The following is a 26526-nucleotide window of genomic DNA, read 5'->3' as shown; positions in this document are numbered from 1 at the left end:
CTATGAAACCTGTAATTGATCTGGAAAAAGAATATGGTTTGGTATTCGACGGAGGAGGAGCGCGCGGAGCATATCAGATCGGTGCGTGGAAAGCGTTGGAAGAAGCAGGAGTAAAAATTCAGGCAGTGGCAGGTACATCGGTGGGCGCGTTAAATGGCGCCCTTGTCTGTATGGGGGATCTGGGAAAGGCAGAAAATATCTGGAAAAAAATGTCATTTTCACAGGTGATGGATGTAGATGACGGGCTCATGGAAGCGCTTTTTGATGGAGAAGTTCCGGTTAGAGAATTCCTGAAAAAAGTTTGGGCAAAACTCTCTGACGGTGGAGTGGACATCACCCCATTAAAAGAATTAATTCACGAATGTGTGGATGAAGAAAAAATCCGCAGTTGTGGGAAAGAGTTCTGTCTGCTTACATTTTCTCTGTCAGATTTTAAAGAACTGGATCTCAGTGTCGAGGATATTCCGGATGGACTTCTTGAAGATTTCCTGCTTGCAAGCGCGTACCTCCTGGGCTTTAAAAACGAACCGCTTCATGGGAAGACCTATATTGACGGTGGAGTGATTAATAATGTTCCGACAAATTCCCTGTTAAAAAGAGGCTACAAGGATATTATTCAGATAAGGATTCTGGGACCGGGGCGTGTACCAAGAGCAGTTCTCCCTGAAGAAGGCAGTTTTTATGAAGTGATACCGCGGGTGAGTCTGGGAAGTATTCTGGAATTTTCTGAAAAACGCAGCCGTCAGAACCTGAAAATCGGCTATTATGATACAAAAAGAATGATTTTTGGGCTGGAAGGCTCAATTTACTATATTGAACAAACACACGAAGAGTGCTATTATGTAGAAATAATGAAACTTATCAGTGAATTGGAAAAGGCAGAATACCGTATGAAGCTGAAGCTTCCCATTGCCTGCTCCGATAAAGAACTGTTTCTCGGCATGCTGGAAGCAAGTGCAAAACTGATGAGAGTTCAAAAATACAATATCTACAAGGTAGACGAACTGTGGGATATCGTATGTGAACGTTTTGAACGTTATTCTGAAACAAGGCTGACACAGCTTCCTGGTTTTGTTTACGTAATTGTGGGGATAAGAAAGGAATACAAGATGGACTTAAAAGGAAGAAATTTTTTGACACTGAAAGACTATACCCCTGCGGAAATCGAATATCTGCTTGACCTGGCGGCAGATCTGAAAGAGAAGAAGAAAAAGGGAATACCGGTAGATACACTCAGGGGTAAGAATATTGCGCTGATTTTTGAAAAAAGCAGCACAAGAACCCGTTGCTCTTTCGAAGTTGCGGCACATGATCTTGGTATGGGAACCACATATCTTGATCCTTCATGTTCTCAGATCGGAAGTAAAGAAAGTATTGAAGACACGGCCCGCGTACTCGGAAGAATTTATGACGGTATCGAATACCGCGGATTTGGCCAGGAGATCGTGGAAGAGCTTGCAGAAAATGCAGGAGTACCGGTATGGAATGGCTTGACAAATGAGTATCATCCGACCCAGATGCTTGCAGATCTTCTTACAATCAGGGAGCACCTTGGCAGAATCAAAGGACTGAAGCTGGTCTATCTTGGTGATGCAAGATACAATGTTGGAAATTCTTTAATGATTCTCTGTGCAAAGATGGGAATGGATTATGTAGTATGTGCACCTGAGAAATATTTCCCGAATCCGGAACTGGTTGAAGAATGCCGGGGATATGCAAAAGAATCCGGAGCAACGATCAGCTTGATTGAAGATGTAAAGGAAGCGACCAAAGGGGCAAATGTAATTTACACAGATGTATGGCTTTCTATGGGAGAACCGGATGAAGTCTGGACAGAGCGTATCAAAGACCTCAGAGGATATAAAGTAACCAAAGAAGTAATGGCAAATGCAGATAAAGATGCTATTTTCCTGCACTGCCTGCCGTCTTTCCACGATCTGAAGACGAAGCTTGGCAAAGAAAAATGTGGCAAGCACGGAATGACGGAAATGGAAGTTACGGATGAAGTTTTTGAGTCAGAACAGTCAGTTGTATTCGATGAAGCTGAGAACCGTATGCATACAATTAAAGCGGTGATGGCAGCAACATTGGGCGCGGAATTATAAATATATGAAAACAGAAATTTTGAAAATGCTCCGACAGACAGATGAATATCTGTCGGGGCAGCAGATTTGCGATACATTTCAGGTGTCAAGAACGGCAGTTTGGAAGGCAATCAACCAGCTGAAAGAGGAAGGGTACGAGATTGAAGCGGTGCGGAACCGCGGATACCGGCTCGCTTCCTGGCCGGATGTGCTTTCGGAAAAAGAAATTGCAAGCTGTCTCAAGTCAGCGTGGGCAGGCAGAAATCTGGAATTCTGGAAGGACATAGATTCCACCAATACACGGGCAAAAGAGCTGGGAGAAAAAGGGGCGCCGCACGGCACTCTGGTCGTGGCAGAGCAGCAGACTGCGGGAAAAGGAAGAAGAGGCAGGAGTTGGGTATCGCCGGCCGGTAGCAGTATTTATATGACACTTCTTTTGCGGCCTGAAGTAGAGCCGTCACGTGCACCGATGCTGACACTTTTGATGGCATATTCGATCGCTGAGGCCTTAAGAGAAAGTGAACAGATCGATGTTCAGATCAAATGGCCGAATGACCTTGTATTAAATAAGAAGAAAATCTGCGGAATCCTTACAGAGATGAGTGCAGAGGTGGATTATGTCCATTATGTCGTGATTGGTGTGGGAATTAATGTAAATACAGAAGAATTTCCGGAAGAGATTGCCCGAATGGCGACGTCCCTTCGCGTGGAACTGGGAAGAGAATTTCGTCGGGCCGAGATCATCTCTTCTATTATGCAGAAATTCGAGAATTATTACGAAGCATTCTGTAAGGATGGAAACCTGTCATGTATCGTGGATGGATATAACCGTATTTTAGTAAATAAGGACAGCGAAGTGCGGGTTCTGGAACCCGGCAATGAATATAACGCAAAAGCACTTGGAATCGATGATACGGGTGAATTGATTGTGGAGAAGGAAGATAAAAGCCGGACCAGAATTTTTTCCGGTGAAGTATCCGTGCGCGGAATTTACGGGTATGTATAATAAAAGGAGAAATGATCATGTATCAGGATAAAATTGTCCTTTGCGGGGCAAATTCATATGAAGAGAAATATTATTTGAATCCGGATTTTGAAAATCTGCCGCAGCATATCAAGGATGAACTGAAGATCATGTGTGTATTGTATGTTCATGATGTGGGCGGGATCCTTACACTGGTTTTTGAAGAGGATGGCGAGCTGTGCTTTGAAGTCACATCCCAGGAGGGAGATCCGATGTTTGATGACATTGGAAGCCAGCTCAAGATTAAACAGATTCAGCATGATGAAGAGAAGCAGGAACTTCTGAACCAACTCCAGCTTTACTATAAAGTATTTTTTCTGGGAGAAGAACTGGAATGACAAGAACACTGAAAATCGGAAATGTGGAATTGAAGAACCGCTATATACTGGCGCCGATGGCAGGGGTAACAGACCTGCCATTTCGTTTACTATGTAAAGAACAGGGCGCCGGGCTTTTGTGCATGGAAATGATCAGTGCGAAAGCACTGCAGTATAAAAATCGTAATACAAAAGCACTGCTTCAGATCGATCCGAGAGAGTATCCTGTTTCGCTCCAGCTCTTCGGGGCTGATCCGGACATCATCAGTGAACAGGCGAAGGCAATCGAGGAGCTACCGTTTCAGATACTGGATATCAATATGGGGTGTCCGGTTCCAAAAGTTGTCAAAAACGGAGAAGGCTCGGCACTGATGAAAAATCCCAGGCTGGTGTATGATGTTGTTTATAAAACGGTAAGAGCAATTTCGAAACCGGTTACGGTTAAAATACGGAAGGGCTTTGACGAGGAACATGTAAATGCGGTGGAAATAGCAAAGATTATTGAGGAAGCAGGAGGGGCAGCAGTTGCGGTTCACGGAAGGACGAGAGAGCAGTACTATTCGGGAAAAGCAGACTGGGACATTATACGGCAGGTCAAAGAAGCTGTTTCCATTCCGGTCATCGGAAATGGGGATGTAACAGGTTCTTTAGCAGCGGAACAGCTTTTGGAAGAAACCGGATGTGATGGTGTGATGATCGGGCGGGGGTGTCAGGGTAATCCATGGATCTTCAGAGAGTTGAATGAATATGAAGAAACTGGCAAAGTGCCTCACAGGCCATCAAAGAAAGAAATCAAAGAGATGATGCTTCGCCATGCGCAGCTTCAGATTGAATTGAAAGGAGATTACCTTGGAATCCGTGAGATGAGGAAGCATGTGGCGTGGTATACGAAAGGTATGGAAGGGTCTGCGAAACTCCGGGATGAGATCAATCGTGTTGAAAGCTATGAAGAGCTGGAAAAATTGCTGAATGAGAGAATCTGTTAGAAAAAATAGAGAGAATCCGGCGAAACCGGCAGTAAAAATTATTGACATGAAACACGCAATTATGTATAATAATGAAATTGTGAAAGTATCTTTAGATAAACATCATTTCTTCAGAGAATATGATGTTTATTCTAGCATAGAGATGCTGTTTTAGTGATAAGAGGAGATGGAAAGTATGGAAGCAAAGAAGACATTACTCACTTATACAGGACTGAAAAAACTGGAGGATGAGCTTGAGAATCTGAAAGTTGTTAAGAGAAAAGAAGTCGCTGCAAAGATCAAAGAAGCAAGAGAGCAGGGTGACTTGTCCGAGAACGCTGAGTATGATGCTGCAAAAGATGAACAGCGTGATATCGAAGCACGTATCGAAGAACTTGAAAAGATCCTGAAAAATGCTGAGATTGTTGTAGAAGATGACGTGGATCTTGAAAAGATCAACATCGGATGTACGGTAGATGTATATGATAGAGAATTTGAAGAAGAGATGGAATTCAAGATTGTAGGTTCTACAGAAGCGAACAGTCTTGCAGGAAAGATTTCCAATGAATCACCGGTAGGAAGGGCTCTGATCGGAAAGAAAGTCGGAGATGTTGTGGCTGTTGAGACACAGGCCGGTGTGATTGAATATGAAGTTTTAAAGATTAACCGTTCTATTTAGTGAATGAAATGTAAGTGCCGAAGGCAGCAGTTTCTTATAAGATGCCTGCAGCATGCAGAGAGGAGAAGAAGAAGTGGGAGCACAGCAGAATAACAACGGGCAGGAACAGGATATTAATCATTTGAGAAAGGTACGCCGTGAAAAACTGGCGGAACTTCAGGCAAACGGACAGAATCCGTTTGAAATCACCAAATACGATGTAACCCATCACAGCATGGAAGTAAAAGAACATTTTGAAGAATTGGAAGGCAAGCATGTTGTACTTGCGGGACGTATGATGTCCAAGCGTATCATGGGAAAAGCATCCTTCTGCAACATTCAGGATTTACAGGGAAACATCCAGTCTTATGTTGCAAGAGACAGTATTGGAGAAGAAGAATACAAAGCTTTCAAAAAAATGGATATCGGTGATATCGTAGGTCTGGAAGGCGAAGTGTTTAAAACCAAGACCGGTGAGATCTCTATTCATGCATCTGCAGTGAAGCTTCTTTCCAAGAGTCTGCAGGTTCTTCCGGAGAAATTCCATGGTCTGACCGATACCGATATGCGTTATCGTCAGAGATATGTGGATCTGATCATGAACCCGGAAGTAAAAGATACATTTATCAAACGTTCTAAAATCATCAGCTCTATCCGTAAATACCTTGACGGACAGGGATTCATGGAGGTAGAAACTCCGATGCTGGTTGCAAATGCCGGAGGCGCAGCCGCAAGACCGTTTGAGACACACTTCAACGCGCTGAACGAAGATTTCAAGCTTCGTATTTCTCTGGAACTTTATCTGAAACGTCTGATCGTAGGCGGATTGGAAAGAGTATATGAGATCGGCCGTGTATTCCGTAACGAAGGTCTGGATACCAGACATAATCCGGAATTTACTCTGATGGAATTATATCAGGCTTATACCGATTATAACGGAATGATGGATCTGACTGAGAACATGTACCGTCATGTGGCACAGGAGGTTCTTGGTACAACGAAGATCGTATATAAAGGTGCCGAGATGGATCTCGGAAAGCCGTTCGAGAGAATCACCATGGTTGATGCAGTTAAGAAATATGCCGGCGTTGACTGGAATGAAGTGCATACACTGGAAGAAGCAAGAGCCGTTGCGGATGAACATCATGTAGAATACGAAGAAAGACATAAAAAAGGCGATATCCTCAGTCTCTTCTTCGAAGAATTTGCAGAAGAACATCTGATTCAGCCAACCTTCGTAATGGATCATCCGATCGAAATCTCTCCGCTGACCAAGAAGAAACCGGAGAATCCGGAATATGTAGAACGTTTCGAGTTCTTCATGAACGGCTGGGAAATGGCAAATGCTTACTCTGAGTTGAACGATCCGATCGATCAGAGAGAACGTTTCAAAGCACAGGAAGAACTGCTTGCACAGGGTGATGAAGAAGCGAACACGACGGACGAAGATTTCCTGAACGCATTGGAAATCGGTATGCCGCCTACAGGTGGTATCGGATTCGGTATCGACAGAATGTGTATGCTGCTGACCGGCGCAGAGGCAATCAGAGACGTACTTCTGTTCCCGACGATGAAGTCACTCGGTGATGTAAATAAGAAAAATGATGTAAAAAATCAGGCTGCCGAAGAAATGAAAGCAGAGCCGGAAAAAATTGATTTCTCTAATGTAAAGATTGAGCCTTTATTTGAGGAAGAAGTTGATTTTGATACATTCAGCAAGTCAGATTTCAGAGCTGTAAAGGTTAAAGAGTGTGTTGCAGTACCGAAGTCAAAGAAACTTCTTCAGTTCACTCTTGATGATGGAACAGGCACAGATCGTACGATTTTAAGCGGTATTCACGCTTATTACGAGCCGGAAGAACTGGTTGGTAAAACACTGATCGCCATCACAAACCTTCCACCAAGAAAGATGATGGGAATTGAGTCTTGCGGTATGTTATTATCAGCAGTAAATAATCTGAAAGACTCAGAAGATGAAGAACTGCATCTGATCATGGTAGATAACCACATTCCAGCAGGTGCAAAGCTCTATTAAGATGATGTATGGATGTACCGTTTCACTAAAATGACGGGATGTACTTCATTTGGTCAAAACCATATAAAACAGTGATTTACATCAAACTTACATCATTTGATGCAGAAATTTGTGTAGAGCAAGAAAAATCGCATATTTTTAATAATAAATGGGTAGTTCCGATTGGAATTGCCCATTTTTTACATCATATACCGATGTTTGCACAGAAGATGGATAACCGTTAAGATGTTTCTGTCGATACGATATTGTATGAGCTTAAAATCGGAGGAACAAGAAATGTATATGCGACTGACACCGAGAGAAAAAGAGATGGCAGACATGTTTGAACAAATGAGCAAAGAAGAACAGGAAATTATGATTGAGCTTGCCAAAAGAATGAGGACGGAGGAACCTGAAAAATTATTAAAAGAAATAAAGCAGCGATTGAATATAGATGATGGTGTGTAATTGATAGCTGTATTGCCCTTTGAGAGAGGAAAATCCTTTTTCAAAGGTTTTTTTCTATTTTCAAAGGGGTTTCGCAAACTACAACATCAAGCAAAAACTTCCTATACTTTAAGCACAGAGGAAGTGGAGGTTTTGATATGAATAACAGTTTATCAGTAGTGCATCCGGAATTGATAGTTGAGTGGTCTAAGAAGAATCTACCACTGACACCAGATGGTATTACATTCGGCTCTAACAAACTCGTCTGGTGGAAAGGCAGCTGTGGGCATGAATGGCAGACCAGTGTTAAGGCAAGGTCAAAGGGCGAGAAATGCCCGATCTGCTCCGGGGCGAGAGCAGTCGCAGGAATTAACGATCTAAGTACATTGAAGCCGGGATTGGCTTCTGAGTGGTCCAAGAAGAATGAAATCAAACCGACAGAGGTAACCGTAGGTTCTCATAAGAGAGTCATCTGGAAGTGCCGACTGGGGCATGAATGGACAGCATCGGTTAAGAGCAGGAGTATCAATGGTTCTGGTTGTCCATACTGTTCCCATAATAAGGTGCTTGTTGGATTTAATGACCTTGCGACAGTGGTTCCAAAAGTTGCGGATGAATGGTCAGAGAAAAATGAGAAGAAGCCAACGGAAGTTACTGCATTTGCTAATCGTAAAGCATGGTGGAAGTGCAGGGATTGCGATTATGAATGGAATACACTTATTTCTACACGCTCAGGCGGAAGCAAGTGCCCTTGTTGCAGTGGCTATACCTTTATAAAAGGCAGGAATGATTTGAAAACAACACATCCGGAGATTGCTGAAGAATGGTCAGAAAAGAATTATCCGTTACAGCCTGATGAGGTCAATGCAAGGTCGAGAAAAAATGTGTGGTGGCATTGTAAGAAATGTGGCAATGAATGGAAGTCAGTCATCAATGCCCGAATAAAAGGAACTGTTTGTCCGGTATGTGCCGAAAGAGAAGTGCTTGCAGGATACAATGATCTGGCGACAACGGATAAAAATCTACTCAGTGACTGGGATTATGAACAGAACAGAATACAGCCGACAGAAGTATCACGAACTTCTGCTAAACGAGCATGGTGGAAATGCAGACACGGACATTCATGGAGTATGAAGATCAATGAACGGACAATTCTTGGAAAAGGTTGCAGGATATGTGAGCAGGAGTATTTATCAGTGTTTCCGGCTTTTGCCCTCAGTTATTATTCACATATGAAAGGATTGAAAATCGAACTCGGCTCAGACAGAGTTTTAGGGATACCGCTTGATACTTATATTCCATCTGAACAGGTGGCGATTGAAGTGAACAGCGGTTCAGAAGATATGGAAATCTTAAAAGAACATCTCTGTCAGCAAAGAGGAATTAAGCGGATCAAGTTGCCTATGAAAACCAATGAAACAGAAATCGCTTATGCTCAGCGTATCAAAGCAGCCTTTCAAAGCGTACATATATTTATTACTTCCGATACGGAAGAAGATGTCGGGACTATCAGAAGCGTATTTGAGAACTGGAGGAACAGCCAATGAGAGAAAAGAAATATCATATTGACTTAACAGCCGAAGAACAGAGCAGAGTTATTCAGTCACTTATCCGGCTGAAAAATGAGCTTCTCGAACAAGGCAGATATACTGACGCAGTGGATGATGTTCTCTGCAAGGTATTGGCAGCCAAGAAGAAGCATAATTTATTCATCTAATCAAATTGCCCAGAATATAAGAGGACCGCCTACACCGAAGTGCAAGCGGTCTTTTTAATGGGAATATTATCCATACAAACTTGAATTTAACTATTGGATTTATGTTCTTCATTATACTTCTTAAGTATTAGATCTGCTCTTTCGTTTATTTTATCCAACATGTTTTTCAAGCATTCTTCTACCTCTTCTTTTTCTAGCGGACATGGATAAGACAAAGATTGTCCTTTAAAAAACGTAATTCCATTAATTCTGTTTTCATTAACTTGATAATACATACTCAAACAATATTTTTCTTGGTTTTCAATAAAAAAACTATGCCATTTTTTTATAGTTTCATTGTCTACTTCTTCTGAAGTATTAGAATATTTCAAATTTAATCCTTCATCAACACATTCTTGTATTTTATCAATCATTAAAGGAAAATAATCTCTTACATCACTTAATAGTCCCTTTGCCGAATTAAAACCTTGAGGACAAGGCATAAAATTTGCAACAGTGTGACAAAGCTCCGCCAGTTCTTTCATATCCGTATATTCTTTGCATAAGGCAGTTACTCGATTTCTTGCATCAGAGTTTTCTTTAATATATTTTTCTGGAAATGAATCATATTTTTTATAATGATTCTTATATATCTTAACATTTCCTGCTTCTGCTATTGGATATTCCTCTGGATATTTTAAATGCATCGCATATGAAAAAGTTATCCAAAACGAGTTAATTACATCATAGAATGGACTTTGATTCCATTTTAATTCTTTATAGCATTGTTTTGCTTCTTCACAATATTCCGCATCGCCTTGTGCTGATGTGAAAAAAAGAAACAACTTATCAATTGAGTTAAATTCTTTTAAATCTTTAATTAATAACTCTTTACTTATTTCCAAAACAACCTCTCCTCTATCAATTCCGATTTGTTTCTATCTTTATTTCTTAATTATACACGGGATTTGAAGCTTTTTCTACTTATCTATTGTTCTAAAATCTCTCTCAAAAAAAATAATTAAAAAAATTTATAAAAAATAGGGTGTCAAAAGCCTGAGCAATTCCAAATAAGTGAAGGGAGTAATTCCAATCAACAAAAATGGAACGCCTTCCTTTGAAATTTAAAACTGAATATACAGGTCACTAAGACGTTAATTCTGATGATAGCCACCTTATCGGGTACGCCATAACTTTTGTGGATGCAGAACAGCGAGAACTCCCGGTATGAGTGTCAGGTTGCTCCTGACATGGCGATGACAGTCAGAAAGATAATGATACTTCTCTAAGGAGCTGGCGGAGTACCCGGCAGAGGTTAGAATCCTATGATACAGATCAGCAGTCTGTTCCTTAGTGGCTTCCCATGAGCGATACGCTCGGCAAGGGGTGTTGAGAACAAATGTTGCCATGACCGTTTAGGAAATGAAACGGTCAGGTACATAGTCATTCTACAATGGCTATGAATATTCAGGAAAGGAGGACGCAAGAAGTGTCAAACTGCAAAACGATTGCCATCTGCAATCAGAAAGGCGGAGTAGGAAAGACCACCACTTCGGTCAATCTCGGAATCGGTCTTGCAATGCAGGGAAAGAAAGTATTACTTGTTGATGCAGACCCACAGGGAGATTTAACCACTTGTCTGGGGTGGCAGGATACGGACAGTCTGGGTATCACGCTTGCAACGAAATTAACAGATGTGATGAATGAAACGATGAATGACCCGATGGTTGGAATCCTGCACCATGATGAAGGAGTTGATCTTGTCCCGGCAAACCTTGAGCTTTCAGCAATGGAGTATAACCTAATGAATGCCATGAGCAGAGAAACCACAATGAAAAATTACTTGAATCAGATTAAAGACAGATATGATTTTGTTGTGATCGACTGTATGCCATCGCTTAGTATGGTAACGCTCAATGCTCTTTCGGCGGCAGACAGTGTGATTATTCCGGTTCAGGCTCAATATCTGCCAGCAAAAGGAATGACGCAGCTCGTGCAGACGATTTCAAGGGTAAAGAAGTATATCAATCCGGATATTAAGATTGATGGAATACTTCTGACTCTCGTAGACAGTCGGACTAATCTTGCTAAAAGTACGGTGGAAGCTCTGAGGGAAAACTTCGGGAATCATATTAAGATGTACCGGACATCTATCCCAATCGGAGTAAAAGCCGCAGAAGCTTCTTCAAAAGGCAAGAGCATTTATGGTTATGAGCCACGCAGTACGGTGTCAAAGGCTTACACCGCATTCACGAAGGAGGTGTTAGCAGATGGCAGGAAGAAAGAGCGACTTCACGCTCACGAAGCTCGATGACCTGTTTACCACGCAGGCTCAGAGAGAAGAAGAAAAGCTTTCCAAAATCCGTGATATTCCATTGGGGCTGATTGACGATTTCCCAGATCATCCTTTTAAAGTCAGGGATGATGAAGATATGTTACAGCTTATAGAGAGTATCAGGGACAGAGGGGTTATTACTCCGGCAACAGTCAGACAGAAGGAAGATGGGAGATACGAACTCATATCTGGTCATAGAAGAAAACGAGCCTGTGAACTGGCAGGTTTTCAAACACTTCGTTGTGAAGTTGTGGATATGAGCAGAGATGAAGCCACGATTTTGATGGTAGAAAGTAATTTCCAACGCTCAAAGATACTTCCATCAGAAAAAGCCTTTGCTTATAAGATGCGTTTGGATGCCATGAAAAGGCAGGCGGGCAGACCGAGAAAAGAAAATTCGGACCCAGTGGGACCGAATTTAATTGGAACTCGTTCTAACAGTCTTTTGGCGGAGGAAACAGGAGAAAGCACGTCGCAGATTAAGAGGTTTATCCGTCTTACCTATCTTGTTCCTGAACTGCTTGAGTTTGTCGATCAGGATCGAATTAAAATGCGTCCGGCAGTGGAACTGTCTTATCTTGATGAGGATTGTCAGAGGGACATCGTGGATGAAATCGACATGAATGACGCTACACCGTCACACGATCAGACTATCCGTATGCGGAAGTTTTTTGAGGAAGGGAAACTCACGACCGAAGTTATTCAGGCAATCATGTCGGAGGAGAAGCCGAACCAAAAAGAAAAGATTACGCTCAGCATGGACAGGGTAGAGAAGTTTATTCCGAAAAATATCAAGATTAGCCAGAGGGAGGACTTTATCTGTAAGGCATTGGAGCATTATAACAAGTATCTCAGGCAGAGGGCAGACCGTGACAGCAGATAACGCTTTTCTTGTTCCCCCTTCTCACACTCTACCCCCTATAACCTACCTTTTACCTGCTGAAAATATATATTCTATCTCCATATTTATAACTATCTCATAATGTTATGGTTATCTATAAGAGCCGGTCGCACAGTTGGAAAAGTGCAGGAGGTTCTGATACGATGAAAAGTTCAGATTTCTTCTTCGGCAGGTATTGGAGTGGTAACAGGGATAAAAATGCAATAAAAAATTGGACGCACTGTGGATAACCGGTGCGTTCGTTTCGTTTAAGGAGGAAAATCGAATGGCAAAATTAAAAATCAAGAGGGCTGTGTCGTTTGTGATGGCAACAGTTCTCAGCCTTACCGCCTTTATGGGCGTAGGAACGAATACTGCTTTTGCCGCAGCCGGGGAAAAGACCAACGTGTATATGGTCGATTTCCCTCGTGATGGCGATGCGAATTACGATGGTGTATGGGGATACAATAACCTGACACTGAAAAATGGATGGCATACAGGCAGTGCCACGCATACCAACCTGAAGGCAATCGGTTCTTTTTCAGGCAATGTTGGTTATTGTATTGAACCGGGCGTGCATCTGAGTATGGGGCAGTCTATGACTCAGTACGATGAAAACTATTTCAATAACATTCAGGCAAATGGCGTTATTTCCGGAGATGAGATCAGACAGTATATCGGTCGAATCTTACAGTATGGTTATCGTGGAACGATTTCCACAAGCTGGCGTTCACAGAATGAAGCTGCCGCAAACAGTATTGCCCATGCCTATGCGACACAGCTTCTGATCTGGGAAACCATCGTTGGAGAACGTGACGCAAACTTTAATCACAAAGCAGCGAGTGGTTGCAGCAATGTCAAAGATGTGGTCAATGCCGCACACCCACTTCGCAGTAAGATTTTCAGCTACTATGACTCAATGGTAGCGAGCATTCAGAAACATACGGTTGTGCCGAGTTTTTGTAACCGTTCCGTCGGTTCAGCAAAAACACTGGAACTGGAGTGGGATGGAAGCAAATATACAACAACACTGACAGATGCGAACAACGTACTCTCTAATTACAGCTTCAGTGCAAGTATCAGTGGGGTATCCTTTTCCACAAATGGGAATAAGCTGACGGTATCTATGGAGAAAGCACCAAGCGATGCCTTTACGATCACTGCCAGCAAGAAAAACTCTGTCCGCAGAGGTGTGGTTGTGTGGTCCGAGGGTAAACATGGCACAGGCTCCAGTGTGCAGGACGTTGTTTCCTATGCACAGGAAGTTGGCGATCCGGTCAGTGGCTATGTGAAGATGAAAGTCAGCTATGGTTCCTGCCAGATTGTCAAGACCAGTGAGGACGGAAAGGTGGACGGTATCAACTTCACGATTTCTGGTAATGGTATCAATCAGACAGTAACAACAGCGAATGGCGGTAAGTTCCAACTTGATAATCTGATGCCGGGTGTCTATACCGTAACAGAGCAGTCCATCGACAAATATGTGCCGCAGGAAACACACAGAGTTACCGTCGTTGCAGGACAGGTAGCAACTGTAAACTTTAACAACGTTCTGAAAAGGGGCGACCTTCAGGTGATCAAATCCTCAGAAGATAACCTTGTTGAGGGTGTGAAATTCCATCTTTATGGTACTTCTCTTGCAGACATTGCAGTTGATCAGTATGCAGTGACAGACGCAAACGGAGTAGCAACTTTCAAAGATGTGCTGATCAGCGGAAGTGAACCGTATACCGTAGAAGAAGTAGATACAGAGGTACGCTATGTTGTACCGGAGAATCAGACAGCAGCTATTCAGTGGAAGTCTGTGACAAAGCGTGATTTCAGTAACATTTTGAAGAAATTTACAGTCACTGTTACCAAGAGCGACAAGGAAGAAGGCACAGCACAGGGAGATGCTACACTTGCAGGTGCGGTTTATGGTATCTACAAAGGCGAAACACTGGTAGATAAATATGTGACAGATGCTAACGGGCAGTTTACAACAAAAGAATATATCTGCGATACCGATTGGACAGTCAGAGAGATCACACCGTCTGAAGGATATTTGCTCGATAAGACGATTCACAAAGTTGGAGCGGACCCGAAACTCTATGAAGTGGAACACAATCTGACTGCCAATGATGTAACTGAACAGGTCATGAAAGGAAATATCGCTATCATCAAGCATACTGATGGTGGAGAAACCAAGATTGAAACACCGGAACAAGGTGCGGAGTTTGAAGTTTATCTGAAATCTTCCGGAAGTTACGACGCAGCCGAAGAAGATGAGAGAGATACGATTGTATGCGATGAGAATGGATTTGCTCAGTCAAAAGATATGCCATATGGAGTTTATACCGTTCATCAGACAAAAGGATGGGAAGGCAGAGAGTTGATGAGTGATTTTGATGTGTTCATTTCTAAAGATGGACAGACATATCGTTACCTTATCAACAATGCAAATTTTGAAAGCTTTATTAAAGTAGTCAAAAAGGATGCTGAAACAGGTAAAACCATTCCGTATGCAGGTGCAGGATTTCAGATTTACAATCCATCAGGAAATAAGGTAACTATGACATTTACTTATCCGACACCGACAACCATCGACACTTTCTATACAGATGCAGATGGTCAGCTTGTAACACCGGAGAAACTGGAGTATGGCAAGGGATATTCGCTTGTTGAGGTTCAGGCTCCTTATGGTTATGTGCTTGACAGTACACCGGTATCATTTGATGTGACAGAAGAAAATGCAACACAGGAGGGCACGATTAAATTGGTTAAGGTTGAGAAGCCAAACATGGCTCAGAAGGGTACGATTTCTGTGGAAAAAACAGGAGAGGTATTCTTTGGTGTGAACGTATCCGGAGAGGAAGGCAAAGATGTGATCTATCAGCCGGTATACAAAGTGAAAGGTCTTACAGGGGCAACTTATGAAATCACAGCAGACGAAGATGTGGTAACGCCGGATGGAACACTCCGATACCAAAAAGGAGATGTTGTTGATACGATCACAACAGACGAAGAAGGTACTGCAAAGAGCAAGGAGCTTTATCTGGGTAAATATACCGTAACAGAGACAAAAGCACCGGAAGGCATGGTCATCAATAAAGATGGACATCAGGTAGAACTCACTTATGCCGGACAGGAGGTTGCAGTAACAGAAACTGCCACAAGCTTCTATAACGAAAGACAGAAAGTGAAGATTTCCCTTGAAAAAGTGCTTGAACAGGATGAAACATTTGGAATCGGCAAGAATGATGAACTGAAAAATATCAGCTTCGGACTTTATGCGAAAGAGGACATTGTATCAGAAAGCGGTACAGTTATCCCGGCAGACGGACTGATCGAAATCATCGGACTTGCGGAGGATGGTACTGCGACAGTAGCGACAGACCTTCCGTTTGGCAGCTACTATATCAAAGAGATGGCAACGGATGAACATTATATCCTGAATGATGAGCAGTATGCATTCACATTTGATTATGCCGGACAGGATACTGAAACAGTTGAAATCAAAGTCAATGACGGGAAACCGATTGAAAACAAACTGATCTATGGTTCTGTATCAGGTAAGAAAGTGGATGAAAACGGAGAAGCACTTGCAGGTGCAGTAATCGGAATCTTTAAAGCTGATGAAACAGAATTTACAGCAGAACATGCTTTTATGACTGTGAAATCCGGAGAAGATGGCAGCTTTGCATTTAAGAAAGTGCCATATGGTAACTGGATTGTCAAAGAAATCGAAGCACCGGAAGGATTTGTCCTTGATGGAACAGCTCATGCAGTCACTATTGATCGGAATGAGCAGGTCATTGAAGCGGAAATCACAAATGAATATATCCATGGCAATATCCGACTCACAAAGGTGGATGCAGATTATCCGGATAATAAGCTGACAGGAGCCACTTTTGAAGTCTACAAAGATATCAATGGCGACGGAAAACTGGACGACAAAGATGAGCTTGTTGGAAATCTGGAAGAAACTTCTGTCGGCATTTATGAAATCCAGGAGCTGCTTTACGGAAAATATCTTGTAAAAGAGACAAAAGCCCCAGAAGGATTTGTTCTTGATGAGGGTGTTTATTCCGTATCCATTACTGAGGATGAAAAGACTTATGACGTGGAAAATAAAGCAGGTGTTGGCTTTATCAATCAGGCGATGAAAGGTAATCTGAAAATCAAAAAGACATCTTCTGACGGTAAAGTAGAAGGTTTCACATTCCGTATCACAGGTGTTAATGGTTATGACAGCACATTTACTACTGACAAGAACGGAGAAATCTTTGTGGACGGACTTCGTATCGGAGAATACACCGTTTCTGAGGTCAGTGACAATGTATCTGCCGGATATATCTTACCAGCCGATAAGAAGATTACTGTGCAGGAAGACTCAACAGTAGAGATTGAAATGCACAATGAACTTCGTGATACACCAAAAACAGGCGATGACAGCAGAACCGGTCTTTGGATGGTTCTTGCAGGTCTTTCCGCAGCGGGAATTGCGGCAACAGTCATTGCTTCCAAGAGAAAGAAGAAAAAGGAGGACAATGAATAATGGACGCAAAGACAATCGTAGCAGTCGTATTGGTCGCCTTTATCATCGGCGGCTTTCTTTTCTTACAGAAGAAAAACAGAAAAAATAAATAACTTGAAGCGGGGGCGGAGCAATCCGCCCTTTGCTTTTGAGCAAGGAGGTCAAAATGAACCAGTTAGAGAAGATTGAGGACAGAGTTCTCTCTGTGCTTGAGTCAAATACACAGTCCCGTAGTGACGACATGGTGCTTTATCTTCTTGTCTGCAACAGTTATTCCAATAATGAAAATCCAATAGGAAAGATGCCTTTTGAAGTGGTCATGAAACATTACAGAGAGTTGAAATTGCCACATTTTGAAAGCGTCAGAAGAACAAGACAGAAGATACAGGCAACGCATCCAGAGTTAGGGTGTCTGCCTGAATATCGGAGAAACAGGAAGAAAATGCAGAAGTTATATACCGATTACGCAAGAAAGTAGCGAGGAGGATGGACCATGAAAGATAAATCAGCATTTCAGCAGAAGATCAAACTTCTGACCAAACTTTTCGATTTCGGCTGTAATACGGAAAAGAAGTTACAACAGCTCGACATGGAAAGCATTTTGAAAATCCCAGGGATTACGATACCGGATATGGCATTGATCCTAGAATTTCAGAAAGAAACCAAAGCTAATAAGCTGTTTTCTTATTTGGGAGGTGGTGCTGATGAACAGCAGACTTCGCAGTAACGATACCAGCCGATCAGAAGATACAGAAACGACAGGAGGTGCAAGGTAAGTGGCAAGAAAATACAATCTGATCTCGGAACTCTATGACCGGACTTGCAAAACAGTAGTTGCGAATCCACAGAACTGGCAGAACTTTTTGCAGTCTGCCTGCCGGAATTATAAGCTGCGATATGATGAGCAGTTGCTGATCTATGCACAGCGTCCTGACGCTACTGCGGTACTTGAGATCGAGCATTGGAACAGAAAGTTTGGTCGATGGGTAAATCGTGGAGCTAGAGGTATTGCAGTCTTTGCTGATGAGGACCGAAAGACACAGAGATTATCCCATTATTTTGATATTTCCGACACCCATGAGGGAAGATATTCCCGTCCGGTTCCACTTTGGGATATGCAGGAGGAATATACGGAAGCAGTCATCGAAACACTGGAAAATACGTTCGGACAACTGACTTACAAAAGTGTTCTTTCGGACGCAGTAATGAGTGCCGCACAGAATGCAGCAGAAGATAATCTCCCGGATTATTTGCAGGACTTACTGTATGTTGCAGATAATAGTTTCCTTGCAGGACTGGACGAAGGGATGATTACTACCATCTATAAAAAACTTGTGACAAACAGCGTGGCATATATGATGATGGCACGACTGGGAATCAATGTGGGCGAATATTTTGAAGCGGAAGATTTCAGAGATGTCACAAACTTTAATACGCAGGAAACGTTAAACGCTCTCGGTTTTGCCACAAGTGATATTGCAGAGATGGGACTTTCGGAAATATCAAAAACCATTCGGGCACTTAGCCGGAACAATCGCATCATTGAAGCGGACAGACAATCTGGATACAATAGGGATGAAAATACAACCGAAAGGAGCGGTAAGAATGAACGAGATCACATACACGATGGTCGGGGATTACAACCTTCCGGATCTGATCTTGCCAGAACAGCCGGAGCCGGTGGTGGGCAAATGGTCACAGATGAGGAGAACATTTCTCAAGGAACAGCACAGAGTCCAGTATTACAATCTCCTGACGAAAGGAATCCTGACAAAGCATTTGTCGGAAGTACAGCAGAGGGCGAGCGAACTGGAGGAAACTCTGGTGCGGGAGATGGCAGCCAGGGAGGGACTGACCGAACAGATGAAAGCAGACGACATGATGAACTGGGTTCGGCTGATGAACAACATCAGGAACTCGGCTCAGGAGATCGTGAAAGCGCAGGTTATTTACGTTTAGAGTATTATGACCGAAGCCATGAAGATAAGAGCCTTCCTTTCTTTGGCAGTGATAAGGATATCAACGAGATACTCCGGACAACACCACATTTGTCGGCATCTCTTGAAGAAATCAAAGATTTTTATGAGAGGACACAGGATAATGTAGAACAGACGGAGTTTATCAAGAGTATTTTTAATCATGACTATACGGAGCTGACTTTAGAAGATGGAAGGACTGTTGGATACAAGACATTTCAGAATGTATTGCATCTTTGGGAAGGTCATTATGAGAGCAGAACGAAGCAGAGTTATTATGACTGGGGTGTGATTGCAAGGCACTTTGAAGCAATGCGACTGCTCGGAGAATTAAATGATAGAATGAAACCGTTACCGTCAATGGACGGGCAGCTAAGTTTTATTTTAGACGGACAGGCAGGGGCAGACAAAACCTCTGCCTTTTCTTTTTCTCAGGAGATGATTGATGCAGTTCTTACTCGTGGTAGTGGTATCTCTAATGGAAAAATGCGGATTTATGAGCAGTTTGAAAAGAGCTTATCCGTAAAAGAAAATGTAGATTTTCTGAAAAATGAATATGGTTGGGGTGGTTCTGCACCAGTCATTATTGGTACTGGTATTAACGAACAGCATGATGGAAAAGGGATTAGCCTTGCGAGAGGATTTGGAAATGATGCTCCGAAGCTTACCTTAAAGTGGACACAGGTAGAAAAACGTATTGGGGAACTGATACGGATGGACAGATACTTAAATCCAAAGGAAAAAGAGTATTATCCTAAGTGGCTGGAAGAACAGGAAGCCAGACGGGCGGAATTGGAGGAGAAAAGAAAGAATCGTCAAATCCTTTCGACTGCCCCAAAGGAAACACCAGAACAGGTAGCAGAGGAGGTTTCATCAGAACATTATGAGTATCATTTGGGAGATACTGTATATATTGGAGCTTCCGAATATGAAATCTTATCTTTTGATGATGAGAGAGTCATGCTGTATGATATGGAAATGCCATTGTTTAATAAGGAATTTAACCGTACAGAATTTGATGAGAAAGTGCGGGAAAATCCGATGAATGACCATCTGAAAGTGCCAGATCAGAATGCGGTGCCATTAGAAATGTTGGCACAGGCAAAGAAAATCATCAATGAATTTTGTCAGAATGAATATGGATCGAATGCAGATTTTAGCAACCTGCAGGAAGTCGGTGTTGCGTTTACGACAATCACAGATGATGAGATACCGATACAGGTAAATGCCAATCTTGTAGATTTCAGTATAGACCAATATCTTGATGGAAAGTTGATTGAAAGCACAAAATATAGCTCGATGGAGGAGATGATTGAGTCTGCACTTGTGTATCTGGACTTTGATGATCTGATTTCCATTACGGATGAACAACTTGAGCGTGTGTTGGAATCTAAAACACAGAGGGAAGCAGCACAGGTTGATGATTTACCAGACTTAGCGACAAGACTTACGTTGTTTATGAAAGACTATGATTATTTTGGATATCAGGATAACGTAGAAGTCAATGAGACGGATGAGGAAGTCATCGAAAATACAAGAGATTTACTTCAAAGTCTGGATGAAGTAAGTAATATTCTTGATTACTTAAAGGAAATAGACAGAGAAGAAGTTACAGCCGAGCAGGGAAAAGAATTAGAGAGACTGATTAGTGAACTCAGTGCCATGACGGTTGAACCGGAACCAATCAAACCACAGTGGGAGAAAAAAAGGAGCAAAGTCAGAAGTTTTGACCTGCACCCGGATATTCCGCTTGCAGAGAGAAATACGTTTGACCTTAGAAATCATCCGGTCGAACCAGCCGGAAAAAAGGAACGCTTTCACAGAAATATGGAAGCTATCAGGGTGCTAAAAGAGTGTGAAGCTGAGAACCGCTTTGCTACACCTGCCGAACAGATTATTTTGTCAAAATATGTTGGTTGGGGTGGTTTGTCCGAAGCATTTGATGAGCGTAATTCAGCGTGGGCAGATGAGTTTTTAGAACTTCGCATGGCACTTTCGTCAGAAGAATATGCCGCAGCAAGGGAAAGCACACTGACAGCTTTTTATACACCACCCGAAGTGACAACTGCCATCTATAAGGCAATGGAGCAGATGGGATTTAAGGAAGGAAATCTGTTGGAACCGTCCTGCGGTATTGGTAACTTTATTGGTATGTTGCCTGAGTCAATGGCAAACACAAAGATTTATGGTGTTGAGTTAGATACGATTTCGGCAGGAATAGCACAGCAGTTATATCAGAAATCTTCCATCGCAGCACAAGGATTTGAGGAAGTCAATGTACCGGACAGCTTCTTTGATGGTGTTGTCGGAAATGTACCTTTTGGAGATTTTAAGGTGCTTGATAAGCGATATGATAAATATAACTTCCTGATCCACGATTATTTCTTCGCCAAATCTTTGGATAAATTACGTCCAGGTGGTGTGATGGCTCTTGTGACTAGCAAGGGTACAATGGATAAAACAAACTCATCGGTCAGAAAATATATTGCACAGAGAGCGGACCTTTTGGGAGCAATCAGGCTTCCCAATAATACGTTTAAAGATAATGCCGGAACAGAAGTTGTATCGGATATATTGTTCCTGCAAAAGCGGGACAGGCTCATTGATATTGAGCCAGATTGGGTGCAGCTTCGTACAAATGATGACGGTTTTACGATGAACGCATACTTTGTGCAGCACCCCGAAATGATACTCGGAGAGATGAAAATGGTCAGTGGTCGCTTCGGAGAAGAAGCAACCTGCTTACCATTTGAAAATGCTGACCTGTCAGAGCTTTTATCTGAAGCAGTGGCAAATATCCATGGAGAGGTCAGAGATTATGAAGTTGAGGACGAACTGGAGGAAGAAGATAGATCTATTCCTGCCAACCCAGAGGTAAGGAACTTTTCTTATACGGTGGTGGAAGATAATATTTATTTTCGGGAAAATTCACGCATGAATCCAGTGGAAGTATCAGCAACCGCAGAGAGTCGTATCAAAGGACTGATCGCAGTTCGTGATTGTGTCCGTAACCTGATCGAGTTACAGACGGAAGGGTATCCGGATGAAGATATTCGTGCAGAACAGGTCAGACTTAATACGCTTTATGATAATTACACGAAGAAATATGGACTGATCAACAGCAGGGCAAATATCTCTGCTTTTAGTGATGATAGTTCCTTTGCATTGTTGTCTGCGTTGGAAGTTCTCAATGAAAATGGAGAGTTGGAACGTAAGGCAGATATGTTCTTTAAGCGGACCATCCAGCCACACAAACCAGTGACGAAGGTGGACACTGCCAGTGAAGCACTTGCTGTTTCGATGGGAGAGAAAGCCGGAATCGACATGGAATATATGCAGGAACTCTCAGGAAAATCAGAAGAAACGCTGTGTCAGGATTTGAAAGGTGTTATCTTTTTGAATCCGCTTTATGGCTATGGAAATGTTACAGAGCCGAAGTATTTAATGGCGGACGAATATCTTTCCGGCAATGTCAGGAAAAAACTGGCATTAGCAAAGAGAACCGCCATGCTTTATCCGGAAGATTATAAAATCAATGTGGAAGCATTGGAAAAGGTACAGCCGAAAGACTTAACTGCCAGTGAAATATCTGTAAGACTCGGAGCAACATGGGTACCACCTGAAATCTATCAGCAGTTCATGTTTGAGTTTTTAAATACGCCGAATTATGCTCAGTGGAGGATTAAAGTTCACTACTCCCCTTACACCGGAGGTTGGAATATCGAGGAGAAATCTTATGACCGGGGCAATGTAAAAGCAAACAGTACCTATGGTACAGGACGTATCAATGCATATAAGATTATCGAGGAAACATTGAACCTGAAAGATGTCCGTATCTTTGATTATATTGAAGATGATGAGGGCAAAAGAAAAGCGGTGCTAAATAAAAAAGAGACAGCCATCGCACAGGCAAAGCAGGAATTGATCAAGCAGGGATTTCAGGATTGGGTATGGGCAGACCCCGAACGAAGGGAGAAACTCACGAGACTGTATAACGAAAAGTTTAATAGTGTTCGACCGAGAGAATATGATGGAAGCCATATCATTTTCAGTGGTATGAATCCGGAAATTACACTCAGGGAGCATCAGAGAAATGCAGTTGCGCACATTTTATACGGAGGGAATACGCTGCTTGCACACGCAGTTGGGGCGGGAAAAACCTTTGAAATGGTGGCTGCTTCACAGGAGCTGAAAAGACTCGGACTTTGTAATAAGTCTTTGTTTGTGGTACCCAACCATCTGACGGAACAGTGGGCGGCAGAGTATTTGCAGCTTTATCCGTCAGCCAATATCCTTGTAGCAACCAAGAAAGATTTTGAAACCAAGAACCGTAAAAGGTTCTGCGGTCGTATCGCAACAGGCGACTATGATGCGGTTATTATCGGTCATAGCCAGTTCGAGAAGATACCGATGTCGATTGAGCGACAGAGGGCGATACTGGAACAGCAGATTGAGGAACTGACGAATGGTATTGCTGAATTAAAAGAAAACAGAGGAGAAAGGTTCTCCATTAAACAGCTTGAAAGGTCAAAAAAATCAGTCACACAGAAACTCGCAAAACTGAATGACCAGAGCAGAAAGGATGATGTTGTTACTTTTGAAGAACTAGGTGTAGACAGACTGTTTATTGATGAAAGTCATTATTATAAGAACCTTTTTCTTTATACAAAAATGAGAAATGTGGGTGGCATTGCTCAGACAGAAGCACAGAAATCTTCTGATCTGTTTATGAAATGCCGTTATCTGGATGAGATTACCGGAGGAAGGGGAACAGTGTTTGCAACAGGTACACCTATCTCAAATAGTATGGTGGAGCTTTATACGATACAGCGATATTTGCAGTATAACACCCTTGTGAAAAACAACTTGCAACACTTTGACGCATGGGCTTCTACCTTTGGAGAAACGGTCACAGCGATTGAACTGACACCTGAAGGTTCCGGGTACCGGGCAAAGACACGATTTGCAAAGTTTTATAACCTGCCGGAATTGATGTCAATGTTTAAGGAAGTGGCAGACATTAAAACAGCAGATATGCTAAAGCTTCCAGTGCCGGAAGCAGAGTATCACAATGTATCGGTGGAACCTTCAGAAATGCAGAAAGATATGGTCGCTTCGCTTGCGGAACGTGCAGAGAAAGTCAGAGGTGGAGGAGTGGATGCAAGTGTGGATAACATGCTGAAAATTACGAATGATGGTCGAAAACTTGCTTTAGATCAGCGAATGTTAAATGAGATGCTGCCGGATTTTGATGGCAGTAAAATCAATGCCTGTGTGGAGAATGTTTTCCGTATTTGGGAAGAAACCAAAGATAAGAAGTCCGCACAACTTGTGTTTTGCGATCTTTCCACACCAAAGAATGACGGAACTTTTTCTGTCTATAACGACATCCGAAAAAAGCTGATCGAGCGAGGTGTCCCGGAGAGTGAGGTCCGATTTATCCATGAAGCAGATACGGATATGAAGAAGAAAGAACTCTTTCAGAAAGTCCGAAAAGGAGAAGTCAGAGTGCTGATGGGGTCCACACAAAAGATGGGAGCCGGTACGAATGTGCAGGACAGACTTATCGCACTTCACGATGTGGATTGCCCATGGCGACCGTCAGATTTAGAGCAGCGTTCCGGTCGAATTATCCGTCAGGGGAACTCTAACCGAAAGGTAGAAATCTACCGCTATGTAACAAAGCAGACCTTTGACGCCTACCTCTATCAGCTTGTAGAGGGCAAACAGAAATTCGCAAGTCAGATCATGACGAGCAAATCTCCGGTCCGATCAGCAGAGGATATAGACGAAACCGCACTGTCTTATGCTGAGATTAAAATGCTTGCAACAGGAAATCCTTATATCAAGGAAAAGATGGATCTGGACATTCAGGTACAGAAATTAAAGCTTCTAAAATCCAATTTCTTATCTGAAAAATACAGTCTTGAGTACAAGATAATTAAATACTATCCGCAGCGTATCACATCATTGGAAAACCGTATTGCCGGTCTGGAAAAAGATGTGGAAACTGCAAAACAGCACCCGAAACCTATGGATGACCGCTTTGTCGGTATGGAGGTTCAGGGTGCTTTTTATTCGGAAAAAGCAGATGCAGGAAAGGCAATCATTGACGCCTGCAAGCAGATGACCAGTCCGGAAGCAATCCCTCTCGGCAAGTATCGTGGATTTGATTTGGAACTTTACTTTGACTCAGGTAAACGTACTTATTGCGTGACGGTTAAAGGAGAAAACAGTAGGAGTGTTGATCTGGGAGATGATGTTCATGGCAACATTACTCGTATTGACAATGGTGTGGAGCGATTTGTTGAAAGTTTGGAAACAGCTAAAAGCAGCCTTGAAGATACGAAGAATCAATTTGAAACCGCACAGAAAGAAGTGGCAAAGCCATTTGTGCAGGAAGAAGAATTGAAGCTAAAACTGGCTCGGTTGGATGAGTTAAATATTCTGCTCAACATGGATAAAAAAGAAAATGAAATTGTCGGCAGCGAGCCTGATGAGGGCGAAATATCAGAAAAACAAAAGGAGAAAACATATGAAAGATAAGAAAAAAGCCATCCCTATTTATGATGTGTGCTTTAGGGAAGATAACAAAACGGAGAAACGATATGAAAGATATTTTAAACTATTCAATAGAAGAAGGTGCAATAATGGATTTTAAAACATTTTGTGATGATTTAGAAAAAAATATTTTAGAGTATTTGCCAGAGCAGTATCAGAAAGCAGAGGTCATGATTAAGCCTGTTTTGAAAAATAATTCATTAGTACTTCATGGACTGACAATACGAAATCCGGACGAAAAAATCGTGCCAACTATGTATATGGAACACTATTATGAAAAATATCAAGCAGGTCAGGAAATAGAAAATCTGATGGAAAACATAGCTGTAGATTATTTGGAACATTGTAACCCACAGATTGATTATCAAGTGGAACATATTATGGAACTTGATAATGTTAAAGACAAAATTATGCCAATTATTCTGAATGCAAAACATAACAAAGATATGGCAAAGATACGTCCATCAACAAGAATAGATGATTTGGCAGTATTCTATCAGATTGTTTTGGAGAGATCTGAATATAGTACAGCAAGTGTAGCGGTTTCAAACGATATGATGGAAAAATGGGGAATTTCAACTGAAGAACTCCACCATATATCAATTGAAAACAATGAAAAATATGATTCTGTACTGCTTACGGACATAGAATCAGTGCTTTTCGGAACACCGGAGAATTATTTGGAAATAGAAGGTAAAACACCAAAAAGTCCGCTTCTTGTGTTGTCTAATCAGACGAAATCTTATGGAGCGTCCGTTATTGCAAATCCGGCAGTACTTGAAAAAGTTGCAGATGCAGTTGGAGGAGATTATTATGTATTGCCATCATCTGTGCATGAGGTGCTGATCTGTCCGAAAGAAATTGTAAAAGAAATGGGAATGACACCGAAAGAACTCGGCAAAATGGTCAGGGAAGTAAATCAGCAGGAAGTTAGCAGAGATGAGGTGCTTTCTGACCATGTTTATTCCTATGATAGAGAAAACAAAGTGTTGGAAACTGTGAAAGAATCCAAGCAACGAAATATGGATATGGAACGTTAGGAAGCAGGTGATC

At 42.2% G+C, this 26526-nt stretch carries 18 protein-coding genes; 17 read left to right on the top strand and 1 reads right to left on the bottom strand.

Translation table 11 applies throughout. The features are described 5' to 3' along the window. Positions 1 to 2 precede the first annotated feature (2 nt). From argF to ACTNA4_RS06060, 9 genes are all read left to right on the top strand, one after another. On the top strand, positions 3 to 2105 hold the full coding sequence (gene argF / locus ACTNA4_RS06100) for an ornithine carbamoyltransferase (protein WP_441029135.1): 2103 nt from the start codon (positions 3 to 5) through the stop codon (positions 2103 to 2105). A gap of 4 nt (positions 2106 to 2109) precedes the next feature. Further along, on the top strand, positions 2110 to 3090 hold the full coding sequence (locus tag ACTNA4_RS06095) for a biotin--[acetyl-CoA-carboxylase] ligase (RefSeq protein ID WP_427806121.1): 981 nt from the start codon (positions 2110 to 2112) through the stop codon (positions 3088 to 3090). 17 nt (positions 3091 to 3107) lie between these two features. After that, positions 3108 to 3446 carry a DUF6145 family protein gene (locus tag ACTNA4_RS06090; RefSeq protein WP_427806120.1) on the top strand — a complete coding sequence of 113 codons (339 nt, stop codon included), beginning with the start codon at positions 3108 to 3110 and terminating at the stop codon, positions 3444 to 3446. Continuing rightward, complete coding sequence (gene dusB, locus ACTNA4_RS06085; protein WP_427806119.1) at positions 3443 to 4411, top strand: tRNA dihydrouridine synthase DusB; 969 nt, start codon at positions 3443 to 3445, stop codon at positions 4409 to 4411. The genes ACTNA4_RS06090 and dusB overlap by 4 nt, the downstream gene beginning before the upstream one ends. Before the next feature lie 175 nt (positions 4412 to 4586). After that, positions 4587 to 5069: a transcription elongation factor GreA gene (gene greA, locus ACTNA4_RS06080; protein WP_427806118.1), complete on the top strand. Its 483-nt coding sequence runs from the start codon at positions 4587 to 4589 to the stop codon at positions 5067 to 5069. 52 nt (positions 5070 to 5121) lie between these two features. After that, positions 5122 to 7083, top strand: coding sequence for a lysine--tRNA ligase (lysS, locus tag ACTNA4_RS06075; protein ID WP_441029133.1), 1962 nt, complete (start codon positions 5122 to 5124; stop codon positions 7081 to 7083). Between the two features lie 276 nt (positions 7084 to 7359). Next, a complete protein-coding gene (locus ACTNA4_RS06070) occupies positions 7360 to 7530 on the top strand; it encodes a hypothetical protein (protein WP_154477473.1) in 171 nt (56 codons plus the stop codon). A 137-nt stretch (positions 7531 to 7667) separates the two neighbouring features. Further along, positions 7668 to 9056 (top strand): zinc-ribbon domain-containing protein, encoded by a 1389-nt coding sequence (locus ACTNA4_RS06065; protein ID WP_441029131.1) that lies wholly within the window; start codon positions 7668 to 7670, stop codon positions 9054 to 9056. Next, on the top strand, positions 9053 to 9226 hold the full coding sequence (locus ACTNA4_RS06060) for a hypothetical protein (protein ID WP_441029129.1): 174 nt from the start codon (positions 9053 to 9055) through the stop codon (positions 9224 to 9226). The genes ACTNA4_RS06065 and ACTNA4_RS06060 overlap by 4 nt, the downstream gene beginning before the upstream one ends. Before the next feature lie 86 nt (positions 9227 to 9312). Here the strand turns inward: ACTNA4_RS06060 and ACTNA4_RS06055 are convergent, their stop codons facing one another. Then, the gene (locus ACTNA4_RS06055) at positions 9313 to 10110 is read right to left on the bottom strand and encodes a hypothetical protein (protein ID WP_441029127.1); all 798 of its coding nucleotides are present in this window, start codon (positions 10108 to 10110) and stop codon (positions 9313 to 9315) included. 584 nt (positions 10111 to 10694) lie between these two features. Between ACTNA4_RS06055 and ACTNA4_RS06050 the strand changes: the two genes are divergently transcribed. From ACTNA4_RS06050 to ACTNA4_RS06015, 8 genes are all read left to right on the top strand, one after another. Beyond that, positions 10695 to 11519 (top strand): ParA family protein, encoded by an 825-nt coding sequence (locus ACTNA4_RS06050; protein ID WP_270251714.1) that lies wholly within the window; start codon positions 10695 to 10697, stop codon positions 11517 to 11519. Next, positions 11476 to 12423 (top strand): ParB/RepB/Spo0J family partition protein, encoded by a 948-nt coding sequence (locus tag ACTNA4_RS06045; RefSeq protein ID WP_441029125.1) that lies wholly within the window; start codon positions 11476 to 11478, stop codon positions 12421 to 12423. The genes ACTNA4_RS06050 and ACTNA4_RS06045 overlap by 44 nt, the downstream gene beginning before the upstream one ends. A gap of 283 nt (positions 12424 to 12706) precedes the next feature. Beyond that, the gene (locus ACTNA4_RS06040; RefSeq protein ID WP_441029123.1) at positions 12707 to 16957 is read left to right on the top strand and encodes a SpaA isopeptide-forming pilin-related protein; all 4251 of its coding nucleotides are present in this window, start codon (positions 12707 to 12709) and stop codon (positions 16955 to 16957) included. A 145-nt stretch (positions 16958 to 17102) separates the two neighbouring features. Further along, the gene (locus ACTNA4_RS06035) at positions 17103 to 17414 is read left to right on the top strand and encodes a hypothetical protein (protein WP_278998284.1); all 312 of its coding nucleotides are present in this window, start codon (positions 17103 to 17105) and stop codon (positions 17412 to 17414) included. Positions 17415 to 17429: 15 nt separating this feature from the next. Beyond that, the gene (locus ACTNA4_RS06030; RefSeq protein ID WP_288773997.1) at positions 17430 to 17663 is read left to right on the top strand and encodes a hypothetical protein; all 234 of its coding nucleotides are present in this window, start codon (positions 17430 to 17432) and stop codon (positions 17661 to 17663) included. Positions 17664 to 18511: 848 nt separating this feature from the next. Further along, positions 18512 to 18895 carry a TnpV protein gene (locus tag ACTNA4_RS06025; RefSeq protein WP_368191525.1) on the top strand — a complete coding sequence of 128 codons (384 nt, stop codon included), beginning with the start codon at positions 18512 to 18514 and terminating at the stop codon, positions 18893 to 18895. Between the two features lie 329 nt (positions 18896 to 19224). Next, entirely contained in the window at positions 19225 to 25458 is a 6234-nt protein-coding gene (locus tag ACTNA4_RS06020; RefSeq protein ID WP_441029202.1) for a DEAD/DEAH box helicase family protein, read from the top strand. A gap of 62 nt (positions 25459 to 25520) precedes the next feature. Next, positions 25521 to 26513: a DUF5688 family protein gene (locus tag ACTNA4_RS06015; protein WP_441029120.1), complete on the top strand. Its 993-nt coding sequence runs from the start codon at positions 25521 to 25523 to the stop codon at positions 26511 to 26513. Positions 26514 to 26526 lie beyond the last annotated feature (13 nt).

Origin of the sequence: Bariatricus sp. HCP28S3_A7, assembly GCF_052066375.1 — a bacterium.
Lineage (GTDB): Bacteria > Bacillota > Clostridia > Lachnospirales > Lachnospiraceae > Allocoprococcus.
The sequence above is the reverse complement of the archived record's forward strand: the minus strand, read 5'-3'. Positions and strand labels throughout refer to the sequence as shown.